Below are 22,380 nucleotides of genomic sequence, written 5' to 3' on the forward strand. Positions count from 1 at the left end.
CGGATAAAAGGTACTCCGGGGATAACAGGCTGATACCGCCCAAGAGTTCATATCGACGGCGGTGTTTGGCACCTCGATGTCGGCTCATCACATCCTGGGGCTGAAGCCGGTCCCAAGGGTATGGCTGTTCGCCATTTAAAGTGGTACGCGAGCTGGGTTTAGAACGTCGTGAGACAGTTCGGTCCCTATCTGCCGTGGACGTTTGAGATTTGAGAGGGGCTGCTCCTAGTACGAGAGGACCGGAGTGGACGAACCTCTGGTGTTCCGGTTGTCACGCCAGTGGCATTGCCGGGTAGCTATGTTCGGAATAGATAACCGCTGAAAGCATCTAAGCGGGAAACTAGCCTCAAGATGAGATCTCACTGGGACCTTGAGTCCCCTGAAGGGCCGTCGAAGACTACGACGTTGATAGGTTGGGTGTGTAAGCGCTGTGAGGCGTTGAGCTAACCAATACTAATTGCCCGTGAGGCTTGACCATATAACACCCAAGCAATTTGCTGACCTGAAGAGGCACCAGATTGCGGTGTGTGAAGACGCAAGAACCGAAAGTTCGATACTCACAAAACACCAGGCTATCACCTACCCAATTTGCTGAAGCGCGGCCACCAGGCCACGATTCGGTACCCGAATTTCTTGACGACCATAGAGCATTGGAACCACCTGATCCCATCCCGAACTCAGCAGTGAAACGGTGCATCGCCGATGGTAGTGTGGGGTTTCCCCATGTGAGAGTAGGTCATCGTCAAGATCAAATTCCGAAACCCCTATCTGCAGATGCAGGTAGGGGTTTTGTTTTGTCCGCAGGAAAAGAGCAATCTGGCAACAATACAAAATTGCACAGTTATTTTCGAATCAGGACACTAGAATAGGTCCAACTTATTTGGAGCCAGAGCCTTTATGCCAGATCCGGTTGACGCCCCAGGGCTGTCAGATTTACCGCTGGACGACTTGGTAGCGTGTCATGAGTGCGACTTGCTGATGCGCAAACCTGAGCTTGCTCATGGTGAGAAAGCCATCTGTGTACGATGCGGGTATGAGCTGTATGCCCATCGACACAATGTCGTACAGCGCAGTCTCGCCTTGGTCATTGCTGCACTGTTGCTGTACATCCCTGCGAACTTTTTACCCATCATGCAGCTCCATCTACTCGGACAGTCGTCGCACGATACTGTCTGGAGTGGCGTTGTCGGTCTGTTCGATACCGGTATGCGAGGCGTAGCGGCAGTGGTATTTCTTTGCAGCATGGGGATTCCGCTGCTCAAGCTGCTTTGCCAACTGTTCGTGTTGCTAAGTATTCGCTTCGATATCGGACGCAGTTACGGCCTGCTGCTCTACCGCATTTATCACCATCTACGGGACTGGGGGATGCTCGAGGTTTACCTCATGGGCGTACTGGTTGCGATCGTCAAATTGGCCGATATGGCGGCGATGACTATAGGGTTTGGCCTGGCATGCTTCATCGGCTTGTTGTTGGTTCAAGTCTGGCTGGAAGTAGTGATGTCACCGCACCAGATCTGGCAGGCTTTATCAGGAGAAGATGCCCATGCGGGCGATTGATGCAGGCATTCTTATTTGTGCCGAATGCCATGAGTTGAATAAACAGGAAGCCGATACCGACGAGCAGGTTTGCACTCGCTGCGGTGCGTTGGTTCACGCCCGCCGCCCAAACAGCCTGATGCGTACCTGGGCGTTGTTAATCACGGGCGCGATTATCTACATCCCGGCCAACGTGTTACCGATCATGACCGTCAATTCCCTGGGGCAGGGCGATCCGAGCACCATTATGTCCGGTGTGATCCAGCTGGTTCAGCACGGCATGATTCCAATCGCCGCCGTGGTTTTTATTGCCAGCATTTTGGTCCCCACGTTCAAGCTGGTAGGCATTGCATTGCTGCTGTTTTCGGTGCAGCGCCGTCAGCCGCTCTCGGCACGCCAGCGCATTCTGATGTACCGCTTTATCGAATTCATCGGCCGCTGGTCGATGCTGGATATCTTTGTAATCGCCATTCTGGTGGCGGTTGTAAATTTTGGACGGCTTGCCAGCATCGAAGCCAATCTTGGCGCCATCGCCTTCGCCAGTGTGGTGATTCTGACGATGCTTGCCGCAGTAACTTTCGATCCCCGACTGATTTGGGATAACACGGAGTCGGACGACGACCATGACTGATTTGCCTAAAGCGAAAACCCGACCGGCCTCGAACTGGTCAGCCATTTGGGTATTGCCCCTGATCGCCTTGATCATCGGCGGCTGGCTCGGCTGGCGTGCCTATAGCGAGACGGGCATCGAGATCCAGGTGCGCTTTGAAAGCGGTGAAGGCATTCAGGCCAACAAGACCGAAGTCGTCTACAAAGGCATGTCGGTCGGAAAGGTGAAAGCCCTCAAGCTCGATGATGAAGGCAGCTCCAAAGGAGTGATCGCCACCATCGAGATGAATAAAGACGTGGAGCAATACCTGAGGACCAGCACGCGTTTCTGGCTGGTCAAACCGAGCGTGACCCTGGCTGGCATCACAGGACTGGAGACGCTGGTTTCGGGTAACTACGTGGCCGTCAGCCCGGGGGAAGGCGAGCCGACCCGCAAGTTCAAGGCCCTGGCCCAGGAGCCTCCGCTCTCGGACGCGCAACCAGGCCTGCACTTGACCATCAAGGCTGATCGCCTGGGCTCGCTGAATCGCGGCAGCCCGGTGTTCTACAAACAGATTCAGGTCGGTCAGATCAAAAGCTATGTGCTATCCGCAGACCAAAGCACTGTCGAACTCAAAGTCTTCATCGAGCCGACCTACGCCGGCCTGGTGCGTAAACACACGCGTTTCTGGAATGCCAGCGGCATCAGTATCGACGCTAACCTTTCCGGTGTGAAAGTACGTAGCGAGTCCCTCGCCAGCATCGTCGCTGGTGGTATTGCATTTGCCACTCCGGAAAATCGCAAGGACAGCCCGCCTACCGATCCAAGCCTGCCGTTCCGTCTCTATGAGGATTTCGATGCGGCAGCAGCCGGTATTCGGGTCAAGGTCAAACTCAGTGATTTCGAAGGCTTGCAGTCCGGTCGTACGCCGGTGATGTACAAAGGCATCCAGGTCGGCAATTTGAAAACGCTCAAGGTTGATCCGGACCTGTCCAGTGCGACTGCCGAGTTGACTCTAGACCCGCTGGCCGAGGACTACCTGGTCACCGGCACTCAGTTCTGGGTGGTAAAACCATCGATTTCACTCGCCGGTATTACCGGCCTGGAAGCGCTGGTCAAAGGAAACTACATTGCCGTGCGCCCAGGCGATAAGGGCGGTGCGCCGCAGCGCGAGTTCGAAGCACGGCCCAAGGCGCCGCCGCTGGATCTGCGTTCACCAGGCTTGCATTTGGTGTTGTTCACCGAAAACCTGGGTTCTCTGGAAGTCGGCAGTCCGATTCTCTATAAACAGGTCAAGGTCGGTTCGGTTCAAAGCTATCAATTCTCCCGCACCAAAAAGCAGTTGGTGATTGGGGTGCATATCGAGAAGGAATACGAAGGCTTGGTCAACGCCTCGACGCGTTTCTGGAATGCCAGCGGCATTACGCTCACCGGTGGATTAACCGGGGGAATCCAGGTCAAAAGTGAGTCGTTGCAGAGCCTGATGGCCGGTGGCATCGCCTTCGAAACCCCGGAAGCCAAAGCGCCGTTGCAAAAACGTATTCCACGTTTCCGCCTGCATGCCAATTACGATGAGGCAACGCAAAAAGGCACTATGGTCACGATCAAGGTCGATCGCGCCGATGGCCTGCGCAATGGCACGCCGGTTCGATTCAAAGGCCTGGACGTTGGCAAGATCGAGGACGTCGACCTCAGTGATGACCTGCAATCGGTACTGCTGACCGCACGAATCACCGAAGTGCCGGAGCGTATCGCTCGGGTCGGCAGTCAGTTCTGGGTGGTTAAACCTGAGCTCGGTCTGATTAAAACCTCGAACCTCGATACGTTGGTCACCGGGCAATACATCGAAGTACAACCGGCGCCGAAGAACCTCGGTCCACAGAAGACTTTCGTGGCCTTGACCAATCCTCCGGAAATTGCCAAGGAAGAGGCTGGTTTAAGCCTGGTGTTGAGCGCTGCTCGTCGGGGTTCTCTGAAGGCTGGCGTCCCCGTCACCTATCGCGAAATCACGGTAGGCAAGGTGACCGGCTATGAACTGGGCCAGACGGCTGATCGCGTGCTGGTGCACATTCTGATTGAACCGAAGTATGCGCCGCTGGTGCGCAGTGGCACGCGGTTCTGGAATACCAGTGGTTTTGGATTTGACTACGGCTTGTTCAAAGGCGCGACAATACGCACCGAATCGCTGGAGACGCTGGTTCAGGGCGGCATTGCGTTTGCCACACCGGATGGCGACCGCATGGGTGCCCCGGCGCGGCCTGAGCAAACCTTCCCATTGTTCGACCAGTTCGAAGATGAGTGGCTGACCTGGGCGCCGAAGATTTCTCTCGGTAAGTAATCCAGATTGATTGGGCGTCTGAGAAGACGCCTTCGCGGGCAAGCCCGCTCCCACAGTGATTGATGGCGTACCCAAAATCCGGATTCAGTACAAAACCCTGTGGGAGCGGGCTTGCCCGCGAAGAGGCCCTCAAGTTCACTCAAAGCTTCAGGAAAACCCACAAAAAAAAAGGCCGCGATCCATTTGGATTGCGGCCTTTTTTTGACTTCGGTTTAAGCGTCAGACCGCATCCAGCTCTGGCTCATCAGCTTGTACAACAACGGTTGCCTTCACTTCATCGTGGCGACGAATGTACTTCCAGTCCGCCTCGTCGATGTAGATGCCGTTCGGGCCGCTGCCGCCTTCCAGGTCGATGGCGACACTGGCGCAAACTTGCGGCTTCACACTCGCCAGAATCGGCACGAAGCCCAATTGCAGGCTGGTTTCCAGCAGTGCTGCCTGGTTCTTCTCGTCGATGTCTGCCGCTTCGTCGAGGTAGTACGGCAGGCGCACGCGACCGGCCTGATCGCGGTCCATCAAGTGCAGCAACAAGTACATGTTGGTCAGCGCCTTGATGGTCATGGTGGTGCCGTTGGACGCCGCGCCGTCGATGTCGGTGTGGATCACCGGCTGACCGTTGACCTTGGTGATCTCGAACGCCAGCTCGAACAGATCCTTGAGGCCGAGCTGGTTGTGATTCGCCGCCACCAGCCGCGCCAGGTATTCCTTGGCCTCTTCGTTCTTGTTGTCCTGATCGGCGCTTTGGCTCAGGTCGAAGACGGAAAGGGTTTCGCCTTCTTCGTACTGACCGGCGCTGTGGATGATCTGGTCAATGTGCTTGAGCGCTTCCTTGTTCGGCGCGAGCACGATGCGGAAGCTTTGCAGGTTGGAGACCTGGCGCTTGTTGATCTCGCGGTTGAACAGCGCCAGTTGATGTTCGAGGCTGTCATAGTCGCTGCGAATGTTACGCAGGGTCCGGGCGATGTCGGTGACGGCTGCACGACGGGCCTTGCCGAGAGTCAGCGCTTCATCGGTGCGGTGCGCATACGCGTTGATCAGCAGCTGCAGGCGACGCTCCATATCGTCTTCGCTGTCGAACTTGGCCACACCTTTGAGGCGAACCTGAGCGTAGAGCGCGTCGATTTGTCCATCGCTGCGCAGCAAACCTTGCCAGCTATCCTGATAGTCGTTGAGCAGCGGCAGCAGGTTGTCCATGGAATCGTTGACCGGGTCCATGAACGGCGTGCCGAATGGCAGGTCCGCCGGCAATAGCTGACGACGGCGCAGGGCGTCGTCGAGGGTGCGTTGCTTGGCTTCCATATCGCCGATCTGCCGGCCGACCAGTTGCAGCTTGGCCGACAGTTGCTGGACGCGCTCGGTGAAGGCATCGCTGGAACGCTTCAATTCATCCTGAGCAGCTTCCATCTGTGCCAGTTGCTCTAGCTTGTCGCCTTCCTCGGCGCTCAGGGTTTGCGCGCGGCGGAAATCTTCCAGGGCTTTCTGCGCATCCAGCACTTGCTGATACAGCGCTTCAGTCTGGGTCTTACTGGCCGCGCGGTCGGCGGCCACGGCAGCTTGAGTTTTCAGCTGCTTGAGTTCTTTCTCCAGGCGGTCTTTCTGATCGCGCAACGCCGCGCGGTCGGCCAAGGCTTGCAGGGCTGGCGGCTCGATGTGCGAGATATCGATGGACAGGCCCGGCACTTCGAAGCGCTCGCCTTTGAAGCCATCGAGGATCAGCTCCATGGATTTGACCCACTGACCGTCCTCGTCCAGTGTAATGCCGTGTTCGCCCAACGGCAGGCTGAACAACGCGCTGTTGAACAGGCGCATCAGGCGCTCAACGTCCTGCTGCGAAAACTCTTCGCGCAAACGGGCGTAGCTGTTGTTGTCGGCGTGATCGAGTTGTTGCTTGACCGACTTCAGGCGTTTTTCCAGATCCCGCAGACGCTCTTCCAGGTCTTCGGCACTGAACTGGCGCGACTGGGCCAGTGCACCGGCCAGTTCGTCGTGCGCGTCCTTGGCGGCGAGCAGTTGCTGCTCGAGAACTTTGACGTCATCGACCAGCGCGAAGCGATGCTTGAGTACCGACAACTCGCCGAGCCAGCGCTGGATGCCGGTGATTTCCCGCTCCAGACGCATCAGTTCCTGAGTACCGCCGCGTTGATCGTTTTGCAGCGCGTCCTGCTCGTTGCGATAGTGCTCGGCCTGAATCGTCAGTTCTTCCTTGCGCGCACTGGCGTAGTCCGACCAGGTGCCGAGCAGGGAATCGAGCAGCGGCGACAGGCGATGCAGTTTGCCGCGCAGGATGTCCCGCTGTTTCACGCCGTTGGCCAAGGCTTCAACCAATGGGCCGGCAGCGACCAGCGAGTTGTAGTCCTGCTCCATGCGGCGTACATCACGGAAGGCTTCTTCGCACGCGGCGATGTAATCGACACTGCCGGAACGCAGGCTGTGTTCGAAAGCATCCAGGAACAATTGCTTGAGTTTGGCCGCGGTGATTTCGCGCATGTGCAGCAAGTTGATGAACAGGGCGCGGAAGGTCTTCAGGCTCTGCTCGCTGGTGGAACGCAGCGGGATCAACGTCAGGTCCAGCGGAATCGAGGTATGACCGCCCACCAGCAAGCGACGCAGTTCATCCGGCTTGAGTTCATAGGCTTTCAGGCCTTCGCGCTCAAGGTTGGTGAACAGCTCTTTCTGCCGCAGGCAGGTGTCGTCTTTCTGGTAATGGGCCAGATCGAGTTTGCCGGCATAGGCAAAGAACTGGTGACCGAAACCGCCGCCCGGGCCGCGTCCGACCACGCCGATTACGTGCGGGCCGTGGGGCAGGGAGACTTCCACCAGGATGTAACTGGTGTCCGAGGCGAAGTAGAAGCGCCGGGATTGCTCCAGGCTGTACTTGCCGAAACTCATGTCCGACATGCGCGCCAGAATCGGGAACTGCAAGGCGTTGATCGAGGCGGATTTACCGAGGTTGTTCGCCCCGTAAACCGACAGCGGCTCTTCCAGCGGGAACAGGCCGAGGCTGTAACCGGCGGTGTTCAAAAGGGCAAAGCGGCGAATGCCGTAGCGTTCCTTGCTCATGCGTCGGTCTCCTGTTCTTCGGCAATGGCACGGGCCAGGGCGTCTTCTTCGCTTTCTTCCGCGAAGTCACTCAGATCCAGCGGGGCGTCTGTTTGCAGCAGCTTTTCATCGCTGTCGTCATCGATCAGCACGGGCACTGGCAATGGCAGGACGCTGTGCAGGCTGGCCGCCAGATCACGGTCCTGCTGAACCGACAGGCACACGTCGAGGAAGCGGTGCATCGGCGGCAGAAAACGGTAAACGCCGTTTTCTTCACCGGCAAAACCGAGCTGAGTCATGCGACGCATGATTTTTTCTTCGAGTTCTTCGACGGTCTGCACTTCAGCCTGAATGAACAGGTCGCGGTACTTTTCCAGCAGGGAAGGCAATTCGTCGCGGCCGAGACTGCCCCCGTCGAGCACAGCGATCGGGTCGCGGCCCTGATCGGCCAAGTGCTCGACCAGGATGAAGGTAAACAGCGCCAGGCGCTGTGCCGTCTTGTTCACCGCAGCAGCGGCAAGGTCCGGCACAAAGTAGTAGAAACCCCGGGTGTCACAGACCAGTTCAAACCCCAGCGCCTTGAACAGCGTGCGGTACTGGTCCTGGAAGTTCGACAGTTGGGCGTACAGCTCCGGGTCGCGGCGGCTGACGTGGTAACCCTTGAACAGCTCGCGAAAAATCGGCGCCAGTTGGGACAGTTCGGATAGATCAAGATGCATGTGGGATGCTCGCAGAATCCTCGGCGGCGGTGTCGCGGGCCGAGAGCAGGGCGAAGGAGCGCAGGCTGACCTGATGCTCGTGAGTATGGTAATCGCGGCGTTCCAGACGCTCGCGCTTGAAGCGTTTTTCCCGCGACAGGCGCGAGAACCAGTACAGCAATTCGTCGGTAGCGCCGTCCGGCTCCTGCTCTAGCAGCCAGGTCATCAGGTCCGGCATCGGCAGGGCGTCTTCGCAGCGCTCGAGCATCTCCCGAACCGTGCGTGGCGCGCGCGGGGCTTCGCCTTTCTGGGTTTTGTGGGCCTTGGGGAAACGCGCCGGTTTCGGTTCGAAACGGGCCAGGGCGTACACGTAGGCTTCGACCTGACTGGCACTCCCGAGGAAGGTGCTTTGCGGCCGGGTGAACATCGGCATCGCGGCTTGCGGTACCGCATCGATGCCTTTACGACGAATGGCCGACAGGGCCAGCGCCGCGCCACGGGTCACGGCGTTATGACGGCGGGCTTCTTCACGCAGCGGCAGCAGCAGTTCACGAGCATGACGTAGCGTCAGTTGGGCGCTGGTCTGCATTTCGAGGATGCGTGCGTGGGTGCGCAGCAGCATGTCGTCGTCAACCAGATGGCCGAGGCGCTGCTGTTCGGAGAGCATCTTCAGCAGGACCGTTTCGACCTTGCGCACGCCTTGTTCGAAGGCGCCGTCGGCGTTCACCAGTTCAATCATCGGCTCGACGTATTCGTCCCAGGTCGCCAGCACTTCAGCGTAGCGCTGACGTAGCGGGATCTGCCGATCGCTGGTTTTCGCCCGTTCGGCGACGGCCACCAACGCCTGTTCGTCGTTGTCGAGTTTTTTCAGCACATCGCGCACGCGCATGTCGAGCAGACGCAACTGGCGCGCCAGATCGTTGCCATCGCGAATGTCGAACGCGTCCTGGATGTAACCGGCCAGGCGCTCGAGATGGCGCAAATAGGCTTCGATTTCCAGGCACAGGCCCAGACGGTGCTCACGGCGCAGATAGGCGAGGAAGTCGTGGATCTGCGCATTGAGTTCGAAACGGTTCGGGCTTTTCGCCACGGGAACCAGAATGTCGAGGCGGATCCACACGTCCAGCAGGCTGGTGATGTCCTGCGGCGTACTGTCGAGTTGCTGGGCGGCCAACTGTGAACGCAATTCGTTGAGGCTCAGGGTGCCTTGGTCGAAGTGCTCGCACAGTGGCTCCAGAAGTGCCCAGTGTTCAGCGAGGGCGCGCAAGACGCGCTTGGGTTCGATCATCGGAATGGCCGGCTGGTTGGCGATTAAAAGTCGCGATTGTACTGCATCAAGCCCGTTGCGATTCACTCTCGGGACGGACAGTTGGCTTTCTATCGATCAAGCGCGGGCGATCTTGAGCGAAGGGCGGTAGAATCATTGCACTTTAGTTATCCACAAGTGGCCGACCTTTGCTTATCGAGTCCCGTCGCCGCGCTTATTTGACCGCCATGCAGGTGGTCAACTGGCTGCCGCGCACCGAATTGCCCTTTGCTGCGCCCTCGCGGCCCGAACTGCTGGAGATGCCCGAGCCGTTGGTCGTCGCCCCGGTTGCGCCGGCTCCTATGGCCGAGGCACCGATGGAGCCCGTGGTCAAACCGCCCGAGCGGGTGAAAATCGAAGTGCCACGGCCATCGTTGGCCAGCACCCGCACGAACGCCAAGGTCGAAGAAGAAGAGGCCCCGGTCGCGATCAAGGCGCCGGTCGTGCCGCCACCGCGTTTTGCCCTTCAATTGCTGCGCGCAGGTCGTTGCCTGTTGCTGGTGGAGTTACCCACAGGCGAAAACTTCCAGACCCGCGATCCGGCCTATCTGTTGCTCAAGGACATGCTGCGCGCCGCCGGCCTGCCGGACAGCCCGCAGATCATCGGCGAGCCGGTGCGCTGGCCGCTGCTGGCTCGCGGCACCATGGACCAAGGGCCGGAAGCGGCTCGGGATTTCGTACAAGGCTTTCTGTCGGCCCGTCTCGAAGATGCTCCGTGCGTCTGCCTGTGGCTGATCGGCTTGCCGGCGGTGCGTTTTGCCGGTGAAGCCAACGCCGAATCCTTCAACCGTGAACTGCAGGTCGAAGGCCTGGGGTCGGTCTGGGCCCTTCCGGGTCTGGAATTATTAATGGAAGAGCCACAGCGTAAGGCTGATGTCTGGCAAGCCATGCGTCGGCTGATGGCGCGCTGGAAAGAATCGAATGAGTGACGCTGTATCATTCCGCCCGATGACCGAGGCGGACCTGGACGCTGTACTGAAAATTGAATACGCGGCTTACAGCCACCCCTGGACCCGCGGGATTTTTCTCGACGGCCTGGGCAAATACCAGATCTGGCTGATGTTCGAAGGGCAGCAGCAGGTCGGTCACGGCGTGGTGCAGATCATTCTCGACGAGGCGCATCTGCTGAACATCACCGTCAAACCGGAAAATCAGGGGCGAGGTTTGGGTTTGACGCTGCTGGAGCATTTGATGTCGATAGCCTACAAGGCAGAGGCACGGGAATGTTTTCTGGAAGTGCGCGACAGCAACCGGGCGGCATTTCGGTTGTATGAGCGGTATGGGTTCAACGAGATCGGACGTCGACGCGATTACTACCCGGCGGTGGGTGGGCGTGAGGATGCGGTCGTCATGGCCTGCACCTTGGTTGACTGAAACACCTGTAGGAGCTGCCGAAGGCTGCGATCTTTTGATCTTTCCATGTCGCGGCAACAACAGATCAAAAGATCGCAGCCTTCGGCAGTTCCTGCGTTGGAGTCCGGTCAAATCTGTAGATCAACGCTTGCCATCCATTGGATCGCGCTGCGCCATCTCTGCTTCGTCCAACCCATTGCCCCCGCCGATGTCGTCCTCATCGACAATGCTCAAATCCCAATCCGCCTGGTCGCCTTCACCCTCTTCATGGGCGTCCCGCGCGCCATCTTCACGGATCAAGGTTTCCGGGCTCATGTCATCGTCGGTGGACTCATGGTCATTGGTCGAGCCTCCGGTCATGCCAGCTTCACGGACGCGTTCGTCGGGCATCTTCTGCGTACGCTCGCGTTCGGGGATCAGGTCGCCGATTCTGGTGCCCGGTTCTTCCTCGTCGAAATCCAGCTCACGCACTGAACCCATGCGGTCTTCGTTGTCGTCGATGGGCTCGGGTTGCGCCTTGTCGAACGGACGTCGTGAATCAGTCATGGCATTTCCTCATGCTGTAGGCCTTGCTACAGTTGACCCACTGAGCTTGTGAGAATTCCACCGGCCATGGAGCGTCGGATAGCCGTCAAATGGATCAGGGCATCAAGGGGTATCTGCACTTCGCGCGTGACCCCGACAGACGGTTGTCTGTCAAAGCGGTGCACCATTATCGAGGCTTCATTGCATGAACGAATTACAAGATCTGATTGATAACAATGAGCGCTGGGCCGACGCGATCACTCAGGAAGATCCTGATTTCTTCGCCAAGCTGGCCCGTCAACAAACCCCGGAATACCTGTGGATCGGTTGCTCCGATGCCCGCGTGCCGGCCAATGAAATCGTCGGCATGCTGCCCGGCGATCTGTTTGTGCACCGTAACGTGGCCAACGTTGTACTGCACACCGACCTCAATTGCCTGTCGGTGATTCAATACGCGGTCGATGTACTTAAGGTCAAACATATCCTGGTTACCGGCCATTACGGTTGCGGCGGTGTACGCGCCTCGATGCAGGACCGTCAATTGGGTCTGATCGACGGCTGGCTGCGCTCGATTCGGGACCTCTATTACGAAAAACGCGAAGAGCTGGCCAAGTTATCCACCGAAGAAGAGCGTGTCGATCGCCTCTGCGAACTCAATGTGATTCAGCAGGTGGCCAATGTCGGTCATACCAGCATTGTGCAAAACGCCTGGCACCGTGGTCAGAAACTATCGATCCACGGATGCATCTATGGCATCAAGGACGGTCGCTGGAAAAGCCTGAACGCCACCATCAGCGGTTTCGAACAGTTGCCGCCGCAGTACCGTTTGCGTCCGGTCGAGGCGTTGTAAAAGCCCCTTAGATGAGACTTCGTCGACGCCAGTGTTGAAAAAACTGTTCGCCATTGGCATTCGGCGACTCGTCATAGCCGATGATCCAGCCACGGCAGGACGGACAACCGCAGCGGCAGGCGAACTGCCGCTGCAGCTTGTCTTCTGTCGCGGCGAAATCCATCGTCAGCCGGTCACCTTTTTTGATGTCCTTGAGGGCCCATATCCACAGCTCGCTCATGTCGAGAAAGACGTTGGGGTCGCAGGAATGGCTCAGTAGACCGCAAAAGCGCGGATCATAGATGTGGATTCCTGGTGCCAACTGCCGGGTATATCGGCAGCGATAGGGCAACAAATGTCCAGAAACCCTGCAGATTCGGCTGATGCGGGGGAATTCGCGCAGTGCCATGACAGCTATTGCTGACCCCTGAGCGTTGCAGATGATTTCAAAGTCGTCCTTGGAGGGGAATCCAAGGCGAAGGGGCAACTCTACAAACGGATAAATGCCATTTGATGGCGGTAGGGGTATTGCTTGTTCTTCATGGGTTCTCATAACGATCCTTGTCAGTCGAGTGCTACGACCGCTATCTACTGACATCCTGTCAGCCCTGCAGCACGTTGGATACGCTCCAAGCCTCTCGCAAATGAAACAAACGGTCTACTGTCAGATATGACAGGCGAAAAAGGCTCTTTCCCGCGTCAGCCATGGCTCACGCGGGAAAGGCTTTCATCGTTTACAAGTGTGGGGCAGGAGCAGAACTCGCAAGAGACGGGCTCTTCAGCTGTTTCAGCTGGGATTTGACCGCTGTTGTTGCGCATTTGGCCACGGCCTGTTCAGGCGTCAGGTTGCGGATCGAGGTGTAGAACAGTTCGCAGGTTTTTTCCTTCTGGGTCACTTGCCAGGTCTGAGTACAGCTTTTCAGCTGAACGGTAGGGTCAGTACCCGGTTTGCTGCCCATTCCCGCCTGCCAGCACGCGGCGCTCAAATCCTGCCCCATGACTTTCAGCCCCGCGGCGTCGGCCTTGGCCTGTGCATCGTCGCCGCTATAAGCCTCGGGGTCGGCCGCATACCAGATATAGCTCGGGTGGTTGGAACCCAGTACGGGTACCGCTACACCCTTGCTCGGGATGATAGTTGCCAGGCCCAGCACGTCTACGGTCGGCCCGTATTGTTGCTTGATCCAGTTACGTACCGGTGCGCCGAAGGCGACCATTGGCAAGGCAGCGCCGCTGGCGTTCTGGCTGACTTCCTTGACCATGGTGGTCTGGTAGTCCTTGAAATAGTCGTAGACGCCTTCAAGGTCCTTGCCGGCGCTGGATGGCGCGGCAATCGGCGCGATGTCGATGATGGTCTGATAGCCCGGCGTCTGGTCGGCGGGGATGCCGTTGGCTGTCAGCAGCGTGGCCCAACGGTCGGTCGTCTTGGATTCGAGGTAGTCCTGGGCTTGGGTCAGCGAATAATCCGGCGGGAAGTGCAGCAGTTCGACGCTTTTGCGATTTTCCAGTGCCATGCCCAGCGGCAGGAATAAGTACCAGTTATAGGTCCATTTACCATCGGCACTCAGTTTGCTGGCGCCGTTGTACGCCAAATCTCCGGCATTGAGCAGCGCGGTGAGTGGCTTGTCATAACCTGCGGGTACACCAGTGATATTGGCGTAGAGCTGTTTGTTTTTGGTTTTGACCACTACTTTTGCGGTTTTGTAGCCATCGCGTTGTACGCTTTGAGTCAGGTAGTGCTCGACGGTCTGTTCCAGTGTCCAGTTGCGATAGCAGATGACATTGCAGTTGTTGGGGTAGGCGAACAGGCGGGTAACACGTTCGGTGCTGCCCAGATCCAGATCGACATCGGCGTGAGCGGCGGCACTCAGGGTGAGTGCGGCCAGGGTGAGTCCTGTGAGTTTGAACATGCTCAGATCCTTTTCAGCGTGAGCCCTCGGAGGCAGGGCGGGTACATCTTGGAACTACTTATGTCGAGGGTCTAGTACCCATCTGAAAAGAATGCCAGTCCAAGAGTGCCCTTCATGCTTGAAAGTACGCGCTAGCAGTAACGTGGCATTGGGATCCACGGATAGCGGGTTGTCCACAAGCGCATTTGCGTAGACCATGGGCGCCTTGGTTTTTGCCTGCCAGAGTTATTTCCATGACTGCCAACACAGATGCGCGCCCGGCGCCCTTCACCCGCTCGGACTACAAAACACTGGGGCTAGCGGCCCTTGGCGGCGCGCTGGAAATCTACGATTTCATCATTTTCGTTTTTTTCGCGCTGACCCTCAGCCAACTGTTTTTCCCACCCGAAATGCCCGAGTGGCTGCGTCTGCTGCAAAGCTTCGGGATTTTCGTTACCGGCTACCTGGCGCGGCCTCTGGGTGGGATTCTGATGGCACATTTCGCCGATAAATTGGGACGCAAGAAGGTTTTCAGCCTGAGTATTCTGATGATGGCGTTGCCGTGTCTGCTGATCGGGATCATGCCGACCTACGCCCAGATCGGTTATTTCGCACCGTTGTTGCTATTGGGCCTACGGGTCCTGCAAGGCGCGGCGGTAGGCGGTGAAGTGCCGAGTGCCTGGGTGTTCGTGGCTGAGCATGCACCGGTCGGGCATCGCGGCTATGCCCTCGGTTTCCTACAGGCGGGGCTGACCTTCGGCTACTTGATCGGAGCCCTGACGGCGACATTTCTGGCACAGACGTTCACCCCGGCGCAAATCCTTGATTACGCCTGGCGCTACCCGTTTCTGTTGGGCGGGGTGTTTGGCGTCATCGGTGTCTGGCTACGTCGCTGGCTCAGTGAAACTCCGGTATTCATGGCGATGCAGGCCCAGCGCGAGGCTACTGTTGAACTGCCGCTGCGCACGGTCCTGCGGGAGCACCGCCTGGCGATGCTGCCGGCGATGATCCTCACCTGCGTGCTGACCTCGGCCGTGGTGGTATTCGTGGTCATTACCCCGACCATGATGCAAAAAACCTTCGGCATGACCGCCAGTCATACCTTTGCCCTGAGTGCCTTGGGCATCGTGTTTCTGAACATCGGCTGTGTGCTCGCGGGGCTGCTTGTCGATCGCATCGGCGCCTGGCGCACGGTGATGCTGTATAGCCTGCTGCTACCTCTGGGTATTGGCGTGCTCTACACCTGCCTGATCATTGAAGGCCAGTGGCTCGGTCTGGCCTATGCAGTGGCAGGCCTCTCTTGCGGGGTAGTCGGTGCGGTGCCGTCGGTGATGGTCAGCCTGTTTCCGGCGCGGATTCGCGTCTCGGGGATTTCCTTTACCTACAACATTGCCTACGCCGCCTGGGCCAGCGTCACACCGCTGTTGTTGATCGGTCTGATGCCGTGGAGCCCGTGGATTTGTGTGATTTTCTGCGCAGTGATGGGGGCGGTGGGCATCAGCAGTGCAGCGTATTTCGGCGCGCGAGTACCGCGAATTGGGCGCTGTTCGGTGGCCGGCGCAGTATAAAGGTGTTCGTGTTGCCACTATTGACCGAGGGCAAACTCCAGGCCGAACAGGGGCTGGCGCTGGCGCTGGCGGCGGAGGCGGGCACAGTGATCGTCGAAATCCAGGACGGGGCGCAGAAAGTGGTGAACGCGGTTGGGCAGTTTGCCAATCAGTTATCGACTTGATGCCCTGAATCCAGTGTCGGTAGCCCTAAAAAAGATCAGGCCTGCTTCACTGGCTTGCTTAAGCTTTCGGCTGGTATCCCAAATAGATCATGAAGCTTCCAGATCATCGGAAGCGTCAACGCACGCTTACCGTTGAGCACTTCATAAACCCGGTTTGTCCGGCCAATGGCAGGTGCCAGATCAGCCGCGGACAGACCGGACTGCTCCATGCGAAATTTGATAGCGTCGATCGGGGTGGGCAGATCGACAGGAAACTGCTTCGATTCATAGGCCTCGATGAGGGTAATCATGATCTCGAAGTAATCGCCTTCGGGAGTGCCCGGCTCAGGCTCATTGTTGAATAGTGCAGATACGCTTTTGAGGGCTGCACGATAGTCCGCGTCGGTGTGAATCGGATGAATGTTCATGGGTTATTCCATTTCGATGGTATCAGCGTCGATCCCATCGTATTGCTTGTGGGTGCCGACAAATTTTATGTATACGGCGCCGAAACGGTAGGCCACCGCGACGACTAGCCGAAAGTCATTGCCCTTGATGTTAAACACGACTCTGCGGCTTTTGAGAATGCTGGCGGTGGCAAAATGCGCCTTGATGTCAGCAGGCGTCCTCCAGTCCGCTTTCCTTGCTTCGTCAATCCAGGCCAGGAAAGGTTGTTCTGAGTCCGGGTGTTTCCTCCGGTAAGCCTTTTCTTATTTCTGCGTACGACTCAATCCCCCAACGCTTCCCCCTCACGTCGCGGATCGGCCCCGCCGGCCAACGCCGCTTTCCCTTGCGCATCCTTGACCCGAACAATCGCCTGAGTCCCGCTGGTCATGTCGATCTCGTTCACGTTGTGTCCTTTGTCCTTCAGTGCCTGAATCAGCTCTTCGCTGAACTGCCCCCGTTCCAGTTCGGTCGGGCCGTTGCGGCTGCCGAAATTGGGCAGGCTGATGGCCGCTTGCGGGTCGAGGTTCCAGTCGAGCAGGCCGATGGTGGATTTGGCCACGTACTCAATGATCTGCGAGCCGCCGGGGGAGCCGACAGTGGCCAGGAACTCGCCGTTCTGACGGTCGAAGATCAGCGTGGGCGCCATGGACGAGCGCGGGCGTTTACCCGGTTCGACCCGGTTGGCAACTTTTTGCCCGTTTTCTTCGGGGATGAACGAGAAGTCGGTCATCTGGTTATTGAGCAGAAACCCCTGGACCATCAGATGTGAGCCAAACGCTGCCTCCACGGTGGTGGTCATGGACACGGCGCCACCTGCATCATCGACCGCCACCACTTGCGAGGTGGAGATGCGCAGTGGCGAGCGGTCCGGTGCATAGGCGACCTGAATGCCCGGCGGGTTGCCGGGCTTGGCCAGGCCCATGCTGCGATCACCAATCAAGGCGGCGCGGCTGGTCAGGTAAGTCGGGTCGACCAGGCCTTTGACCGGTACACGAACAAAATCGGTATCGGCGACGTACTGCGCTCGGTCGGCGTAAGCCAGGCGTTCGGCTTCGGCGATCAAATGCACAGCTTCTGGGGCGGGTTCGATGCCTGCCGGTTTGCGGGTCTTGAGCGGTTTGAGGGGGGCCAGGGCAAAGCGCGGGTCGCGGGATTCCAATGCCTGCAAGGTGCCGAGAATTTGCGCCACGGCGATCCCGCCCGACGACGGTGGCGGCATGCCGCAAACCTGCCAGCGTTTATAGTCGGTGCATAACGGCGCGCGTTCCTTGGCCTTGTAGCCCTGGAGGTCGCTCAGCGACAGGCTGCCGGGGTTGGCGTGGCCCTGAACTTTGGCGATGATCTCGTTTGCGATGGGCCCTTTGTACAGGGCATCGGGACCTTCCTTGGCGATGCGCTTGAACACGGCGGCCAGTGCCGGGTTTTTCAGCGGTGTACCGATGGCCTTCGGGCTGCCATCGGCATTCAGAAAGTAGGCGGCCATGTCTGGTGAACGCTGTATGAACGCGTCTGCCGCGATCAGCTGATGCAGGCGTGGCGAAATCGCGAAGCCTTGTTCCGCCAGTTCGATGGCGGGCTCGAACAACTTCGCCCACGGCAGACGACCGTGCTTTTGATGGGCCAGCTCCAGCGCCCGCAATACACCTGGCGTCCCCACCGAGCGTCCGCCGATCTGTGCCTGGGTGAAGGGCATCGGTTTGCCGTCGACTTGCAGGAACAGTTTCTCGGTGGCGCCGGCCGGAGCGGTTTCGCGCCCGTCATAGGTGCGTACAGCCTTGCCATCCCACAGCACAATCAAGGCACCACCGCCGATACCCGATGATTGCGGTTCGACCAGGGTCAACACCGCTTGCATGGCAATGGCTGCATCAATCGCCGAACCGCCCTCACGCAGCATCTTGCGCCCGGCTTCGGCGGCCAGCGGGTTGGCGGCTGCGGCCATGTGTTTCGAGGCATGCCGGGTCTGCAGGTCGGTGCGATAACCGGAGGCGATTTCCGGCGCGACCGGCAGGGCCGAGATTGACGGTGAAGAGGGCGGGGTATTACATGCGGCGAGGGTTAAAGCGGTGGCGATCAGCGAAAAGGCTGACAGGCGATAGCGACTCAAGTGGAAGGCTGAGAACACGCGGGGCACTCCGTCCATGGGATAAAAGGTCTGGGGGACTTTATCGGCCGGGGGAGCGGTACGCAAATCAGGTCCACCGTCCTGAAGCGATGCCACTTTTCTCGAGGCATAAAAAAACGGCCTACCTTTCGGTAAGCCGTTTTTAGTACTTGGTGGCTACACAGGGACTTGAACCCCGGACCCCAGCATTATGAATGCTATGCTCTAACCAACTGAGCTATGTAGCCAAGTGGCGCGCATTATTCACCTGTAATGGAAATGCGTCAAGCGTAAATCTAAAATATTTCTCCACACTTTCAACCGCTTATCCCGCAGGCCCGAAAAATCGGGCTAGCGGAGGGCGTCAACTGAGCTGAAATCTGCCGGTATTGGCACTCAAGGCCCTACTGCCCTGGCTCAAGGTGTCTGCCGCAAGGTTCACCGCCCGTGCACCATCAAGCAAGCGTACCGCCGCCTGATCGACTTGCTGGATATTTGCGCTGACTTCATCGGCGGTGCTCGCTTGTTCTTCGACAGCGGTGGCGATCTGCGCCAAGGTGTCGGTGACGCTCTGCACCGCGCTGGCGATTTCCCCCAGGCGCTCGCCCAGGCCGGTGACGGCTTGCGCATCCGATTGTGCCTGGCCGCAAGCAGCTTCCATCAGGCATACCGCTTCGTTGACGGTGCTGCGCAAGCTATCGACGGTGCCGGCGATTTGCGCGGTGGAGGACTGGGTGCGTTGCGACAGGCTGCGCACTTCATCGGCCACTACGGCAAAACCACGACCCTGTTCGCCCGCCCGCGCGGCCTCGATGGCAGCGTTGAGGGCCAGCAGGTTGGTTTGCTCGGCAACGCCGCGAATGGTATCGACCACCAATTGAATTTGCTGTCCTTGCTCGCTGACCCGGCCGAGTGCTGCCGCAGTGTCGTTCAAACGCTGATTGAGCTGCTGAATACTTGCTGTCGTGCGTTGGCTGTCACGGCTGCTGTCGGCGGCGATGCGCTGGGTGTGCTGAGCGCTGCCTGAGGCCTGTTCGCAACTCTGGGCGACCCCTTGGGAGGTCGCGGCCAATTGCGTGGCCGCAGCGGCGATCTGGCTGATCTGCAACTGCTGAGCCTCGACTTCGCCCAGAGCGCCGCTGGAGTGATCGTTGAGCGCGCGCACCGCGTTGCTCAGTTGCAGGGTTTCGTGATCGACCCCCAACAGACTGTTGCGCAGTTGCACCACGGCGACATTCAAGGCGGTGCTGATCGCCGCCAGTTCGTCGCGGCCCTGCACCGGTACTTGCAAGCTCAGGTTGCCGTCACGCAAAGATTCGGCCAGGAGCGTGATGCCGCTGGCGCTATGACGGATCGAGGCCTGTAAGCAGATAAACAGGTACAGCGCGGCCAGTAGCAAGCAGCCAAAAATTATTGCCACCAGAATGAACTGGCGGATGGCCGAGCCGTGGTAATGATCCAGCCGTTGATCCAGGGAAACCAACGATTGCTGGCGCAACTTGGCGAGGTCGCCAAGGAGCGCGTCGAGACTGCGTTCAAAGTCTTCCGGCTTGAGGTTGATGCTGCCGCCGAAGACGCCCTCATCCAGCACTTTCAAACCGGCGTCCAGGTGTTTGAGGCTGTCGTGGTATTGCCCAGCCCAGGTTTGCAGGGCGCTGGGCAGGCGTGTTTCCAGCAGGCCAGCGGTTTTAACAAGTTGCTCCCGGGCATCGCCGATGCGACTGCGCAAGTCCCGCAGTTGCAGGCGGCTTTGCAGAGTGAACTGCCCGGACACCACTGAGGCTTGACCGACTGCGGCGAGACGACCGACCCGTTCGATCAGGTCCGGTGCGTGTTGCGTGGAAATCTGCGTCAGCAGCCAGGTTTCCAGCCACGGTGCGAGGGTCAAGCGAGTGTCCATGGCGATTTGTTCGCGCAAGGCTTGCAGAGCACCCAAGGCATGGGTGAAGCGATCATAACCGTCTGGCCACCAACCGACACTGCTCAGGCTTTTCGAATCCAGGCCGGTGAGGGCGGTTTGCAGAGCCTGATAGCGGGTGAGGGTTTGATCCCCGGCGCCTTCGGTTTTCAAGGCATTGCCCAGGTCCATGATGGCTTGGGCAACGGCTGGCTGAACCGCGTCGAACGCTGCCATGGCCGCGATGGTTGCGGGTGTCGGTTGGCGATTGGTTTCGGTGGCGCGCCAACGAGCGGCACGGTCACGCTGGGCGGCGAGCAGGTTGTCGAGCGCATCGAGGGCGAGCAATTGATGAACCCCGGCGCGTTCGCCGGAGATCAGGCTCAACTTGTCACGATAGTCCTGACCGATCATCCACAGGCTGCCCGCAAGTGGCAGGATAAATAGCAGAAACAGCAGCTGAAATTTACGCGCGAAACCGAATCGCCCCAGCAGCCCGATCCCCGGTGATAAAAAAGCCTGCATGCCCCATGACTCCTCTGGACACCACGCACCATTGGCGTGCGTCGAGGTCGTTGCGACCGCGACTGGTGCCTTTCTAAAAGGCCTCGAAAGTTCACCCTTGGTCCGCTCTGTAGGCCGACTCTGTAGCGAAACTTCCCATTCTCGGTCCCCTTTGTAAGGGGCCGCGTTGAAGTGGACAAGCAAGGCAAGATTCAGACCATGGCGTTGCGCTATCACCTTTTATTAAGGTCGTTAGCAGGCTAAGGGGATGGCGCAACCGCACTAAAAAATGGCACATTGACTGACCTGCCAGTGCGCACCCATCCGCAGTACGGAAACTCTCATGGCCATTAGCAACGTTCAGTCCGCCGCGACGTCGGCGCCCGCCACTTCACAAAGCAGTCCGTTGGTCATGCGCATCATCGGCGCGGTGGCGCTGGCGCATTTGATCAACGACCTGATTCAGGCGGTATTGCCGTCGATCTATCCGATGCTCAAGGCCAGCTATGGCCTGACCTTCACTCAGATCGGCCTGATCACCCTGACTTTTCAACTGACGGCGTCGCTGTTGCAGCCATGGGTCGGTTACCACACGGATCGTCATCCCAAACCCTGGCTGTTGCCGGCCGGTACCGTGTGCACATTGATCGGCATTCTGATGATGTCCGTGGTCGGAAGTTTTCCGATGATTCTGCTGGCGGCGGGGTTGATCGGTGTCGGTTCATCGACCTTTCACCCGGAAGCTTCTCGGGTGGCGCGATTGGCATCGGGTGGGCGTTTCGGCTTGGCGCAGTCGACGTTTCAGGTCGGCGGTAATGCGGGCTCGGCCTTCGGGCCGTTGCTGGCGGCGGCAATCATCATTCCCTACGGTCAGGGTCATGTGGCCTGGTTCGGATTGTTCGCATTGTTTGCGCTGTTCGTGCTGTATCGGATCAGTCGCTGGTACGCCAACCACCTGAATCTGTTCAAGCTCAAACAAGGTCAGGCCGCGACTCACGGCTTGTCGAAACGACGGGTGATCAGCGCACTGGTAGTGCTCGGGCTTCTGGTTTTTTCCAAGTATTTCTATATGACCAGCCTTACCAGTTACTTCACCTTCTACTTGATTGAAAAATTCGACTTGTCGGTGGCCAGCTCACAGTTGCACCTGTTTCTGTTTCTCGGGGCGGTAGCGGCGGGGACCTTCTTCGGCGGGCCGATCGGCGACAAGATCGGGCGCAAGGCGGTGATCTGGTTCTCGATCCTTGGCGTCGCACCGTTCACGCTGCTGCTGCCCCATGTGGACCTGTTCTGGACCAGCATCCTCAGCGTGGTGATCGGTTTCATCCTCGCCTCGGCGTTCTCGGCGATCGTGGTATATGCCCAGGAACTGGTGCCGGGTAACGTCGGGATGATTGCAGGAGTGTTCTTCGGACTGATGTTTGGCTTTGGCGGGATTGGTGCGGCGCTACTCGGGTATCTGGCGGATATTCACGGCATTGAGTACGTGTACTTCCTGTGTTCGTTCTTGCCGTTGTTAGGGGGGTTGGCGATCTTTTTGCCGAGAACCCAAAAAGTCTGACCCGTACCGGTATAGAGACTTGTAGTGCTAAAGCATGCCTGCAACCGTGATTGCCGT

General features: G+C 58.5%; 17 protein-coding genes, 1 tRNA gene, 2 rRNA genes and 2 pseudogenes (1 of these 22 running past the window's edge). 11 read left to right on the forward strand and 11 right to left on the reverse strand.

The window, feature by feature from the left end; all coding sequences use genetic code 11:
• From ABH909_RS08170 to ABH909_RS08190, 5 genes are all read left to right on the forward strand, one after another.
• Nucleotides 1-478 (forward strand): 23S ribosomal RNA (locus ABH909_RS08170) (it extends 2,414 nt beyond the left edge of the window).
• Nucleotides 479-632: 154 nt separating this feature from the next.
• Nucleotides 633-748, forward strand: a 5S ribosomal RNA gene (gene rrf, locus ABH909_RS08175).
• 149 nt (nucleotides 749-897) lie between these two features.
• Entirely contained in the window at nucleotides 898-1,557 is a 660-nt protein-coding gene (locus tag ABH909_RS08180) for a paraquat-inducible protein A (protein ID WP_429432015.1), read from the forward strand.
• Complete coding sequence (locus tag ABH909_RS08185; protein ID WP_429432018.1) at nucleotides 1,544-2,167, forward strand: paraquat-inducible protein A; 624 nt, start codon at nucleotides 1,544-1,546, stop codon at nucleotides 2,165-2,167. Before ABH909_RS08180 ends, ABH909_RS08185 begins: the two co-directional genes overlap by 14 nt.
• Nucleotides 2,160-4,463, forward strand: a complete 2,304-nt coding sequence (locus ABH909_RS08190; RefSeq protein WP_429432021.1) for an MlaD family protein — start codon at nucleotides 2,160-2,162, stop codon at nucleotides 4,461-4,463. The genes ABH909_RS08185 and ABH909_RS08190 overlap by 8 nt, the downstream gene beginning before the upstream one ends.
• A gap of 219 nt (nucleotides 4,464-4,682) precedes the next feature.
• Here ABH909_RS08190 and mksF read toward each other — a convergent pair whose 3' ends face one another.
• The 3 genes from mksF to mksB are packed head-to-tail and all read right to left on the reverse strand — an operon-like array spanning nucleotide 4,683 to nucleotide 9,488.
• Nucleotides 4,683-7,523, reverse strand: a complete 2,841-nt coding sequence (mksF, locus tag ABH909_RS08195) for an Mks condensin complex protein MksF (protein ID WP_429432024.1) — start codon at nucleotides 7,521-7,523, stop codon at nucleotides 4,683-4,685.
• Nucleotides 7,520-8,221: an Mks condensin complex protein MksE gene (gene mksE / locus ABH909_RS08200; RefSeq protein WP_429432027.1), complete on the reverse strand. Its 702-nt coding sequence runs from the start codon at nucleotides 8,219-8,221 to the stop codon at nucleotides 7,520-7,522. Before mksE ends, mksF begins: the two co-directional genes overlap by 4 nt.
• Complete coding sequence (gene mksB / locus ABH909_RS08205; protein WP_429432030.1) at nucleotides 8,211-9,488, reverse strand: Mks condensin complex protein MksB; 1,278 nt, start codon at nucleotides 9,486-9,488, stop codon at nucleotides 8,211-8,213. Before mksB ends, mksE begins: the two co-directional genes overlap by 11 nt.
• Before the next feature lie 206 nt (nucleotides 9,489-9,694).
• On the opposite strand from mksB, the gene ABH909_RS08210 reads away from it, so the two are divergent.
• Nucleotides 9,695-10,435 (forward strand): energy transducer TonB, encoded by a 741-nt coding sequence (locus ABH909_RS08210; RefSeq protein ID WP_429439781.1) that lies wholly within the window; start codon nucleotides 9,695-9,697, stop codon nucleotides 10,433-10,435.
• Nucleotides 10,428-10,880, forward strand: a complete 453-nt coding sequence (gene rimI, locus ABH909_RS08215) for a ribosomal protein S18-alanine N-acetyltransferase (protein ID WP_018929537.1) — start codon at nucleotides 10,428-10,430, stop codon at nucleotides 10,878-10,880. Before ABH909_RS08210 ends, rimI begins: the two co-directional genes overlap by 8 nt.
• Nucleotides 10,881-11,000: 120 nt before the next feature.
• On the opposite strand, the gene ABH909_RS08220 is transcribed toward rimI, so the two are convergent.
• Nucleotides 11,001-11,405 carry a serine kinase/phosphatase gene (locus tag ABH909_RS08220; RefSeq protein WP_429432034.1) on the reverse strand — a complete coding sequence of 135 codons (405 nt, stop codon included), beginning with the start codon at nucleotides 11,403-11,405 and terminating at the stop codon, nucleotides 11,001-11,003.
• 184 nt (nucleotides 11,406-11,589) lie between these two features.
• On the opposite strand from ABH909_RS08220, the gene can reads away from it, so the two are divergent.
• Nucleotides 11,590-12,234: a carbonate dehydratase gene (gene can, locus ABH909_RS08225; protein WP_429432037.1), complete on the forward strand. Its 645-nt coding sequence runs from the start codon at nucleotides 11,590-11,592 to the stop codon at nucleotides 12,232-12,234.
• Nucleotides 12,235-12,241: 7 nt separating this feature from the next.
• On the opposite strand, the gene ABH909_RS08230 is transcribed toward can, so the two are convergent.
• Both ABH909_RS08230 and ABH909_RS08235 read right to left on the reverse strand, forming a co-directional pair.
• Nucleotides 12,242-12,766 (reverse strand): SET domain-containing protein-lysine N-methyltransferase, encoded by a 525-nt coding sequence (locus ABH909_RS08230; RefSeq protein ID WP_429432040.1) that lies wholly within the window; start codon nucleotides 12,764-12,766, stop codon nucleotides 12,242-12,244.
• 181 nt (nucleotides 12,767-12,947) lie between these two features.
• Complete coding sequence (locus ABH909_RS08235; protein ID WP_429432043.1) at nucleotides 12,948-14,120, reverse strand: hypothetical protein; 1,173 nt, start codon at nucleotides 14,118-14,120, stop codon at nucleotides 12,948-12,950.
• Nucleotides 14,121-14,353: 233 nt separating this feature from the next.
• Here ABH909_RS08235 and ABH909_RS08240 point away from each other — a divergent pair, with 233 nt between their 5' ends.
• Together ABH909_RS08240 and ABH909_RS08245 are read left to right on the forward strand one after the other, a co-directional pair.
• Complete coding sequence (locus ABH909_RS08240) at nucleotides 14,354-15,667, forward strand: MFS transporter (protein WP_429432045.1); 1,314 nt, start codon at nucleotides 14,354-14,356, stop codon at nucleotides 15,665-15,667.
• 17 nt (nucleotides 15,668-15,684) lie between these two features.
• Nucleotides 15,685-15,831 (forward strand): annotated as a pseudogene (locus ABH909_RS08245) (chemotaxis protein); the annotation flags it as partial.
• A gap of 35 nt (nucleotides 15,832-15,866) precedes the next feature.
• Here the strand turns inward: ABH909_RS08245 and ABH909_RS08250 are convergent.
• From ABH909_RS08250 to ABH909_RS08270, 5 genes and pseudogenes are all read right to left on the reverse strand, one after another.
• Nucleotides 15,867-16,238, reverse strand: coding sequence for a helix-turn-helix domain-containing protein (locus ABH909_RS08250; RefSeq protein ID WP_429432048.1), 372 nt, complete (start codon nucleotides 16,236-16,238; stop codon nucleotides 15,867-15,869).
• Nucleotides 16,239-16,241: 3 nt separating this feature from the next.
• Nucleotides 16,242-16,499, reverse strand: a pseudogene (locus ABH909_RS08255) (type II toxin-antitoxin system HigB family toxin); the annotation flags it as partial.
• Between the two features lie 38 nt (nucleotides 16,500-16,537).
• Entirely contained in the window at nucleotides 16,538-18,382 is a 1,845-nt protein-coding gene (ggt, locus tag ABH909_RS08260) for a gamma-glutamyltransferase (protein ID WP_429432051.1), read from the reverse strand.
• A gap of 150 nt (nucleotides 18,383-18,532) precedes the next feature.
• Nucleotides 18,533-18,609 (reverse strand) — tRNA-Met (locus tag ABH909_RS08265).
• Nucleotides 18,610-18,725: 116 nt separating this feature from the next.
• Nucleotides 18,726-20,783 (reverse strand): methyl-accepting chemotaxis protein, encoded by a 2,058-nt coding sequence (locus tag ABH909_RS08270; RefSeq protein WP_429432054.1) that lies wholly within the window; start codon nucleotides 20,781-20,783, stop codon nucleotides 18,726-18,728.
• A 322-nt stretch (nucleotides 20,784-21,105) separates the two neighbouring features.
• Here ABH909_RS08270 and ABH909_RS08275 point away from each other — a divergent pair, with 322 nt between their 5' ends.
• On the forward strand, nucleotides 21,106-22,323 hold the full coding sequence (locus tag ABH909_RS08275) for an MFS transporter (RefSeq protein WP_429432057.1): 1,218 nt from the start codon (nucleotides 21,106-21,108) through the stop codon (nucleotides 22,321-22,323).
• Nucleotides 22,324-22,380: the final 57 nt, after the last annotated feature.

Origin of the sequence: Pseudomonas sp. BS3782 TE3695 (genome assembly GCF_050435305.1) — a bacterium.
Classification (GTDB): Bacteria; Pseudomonadota; Gammaproteobacteria; order Pseudomonadales; family Pseudomonadaceae; genus Aquipseudomonas.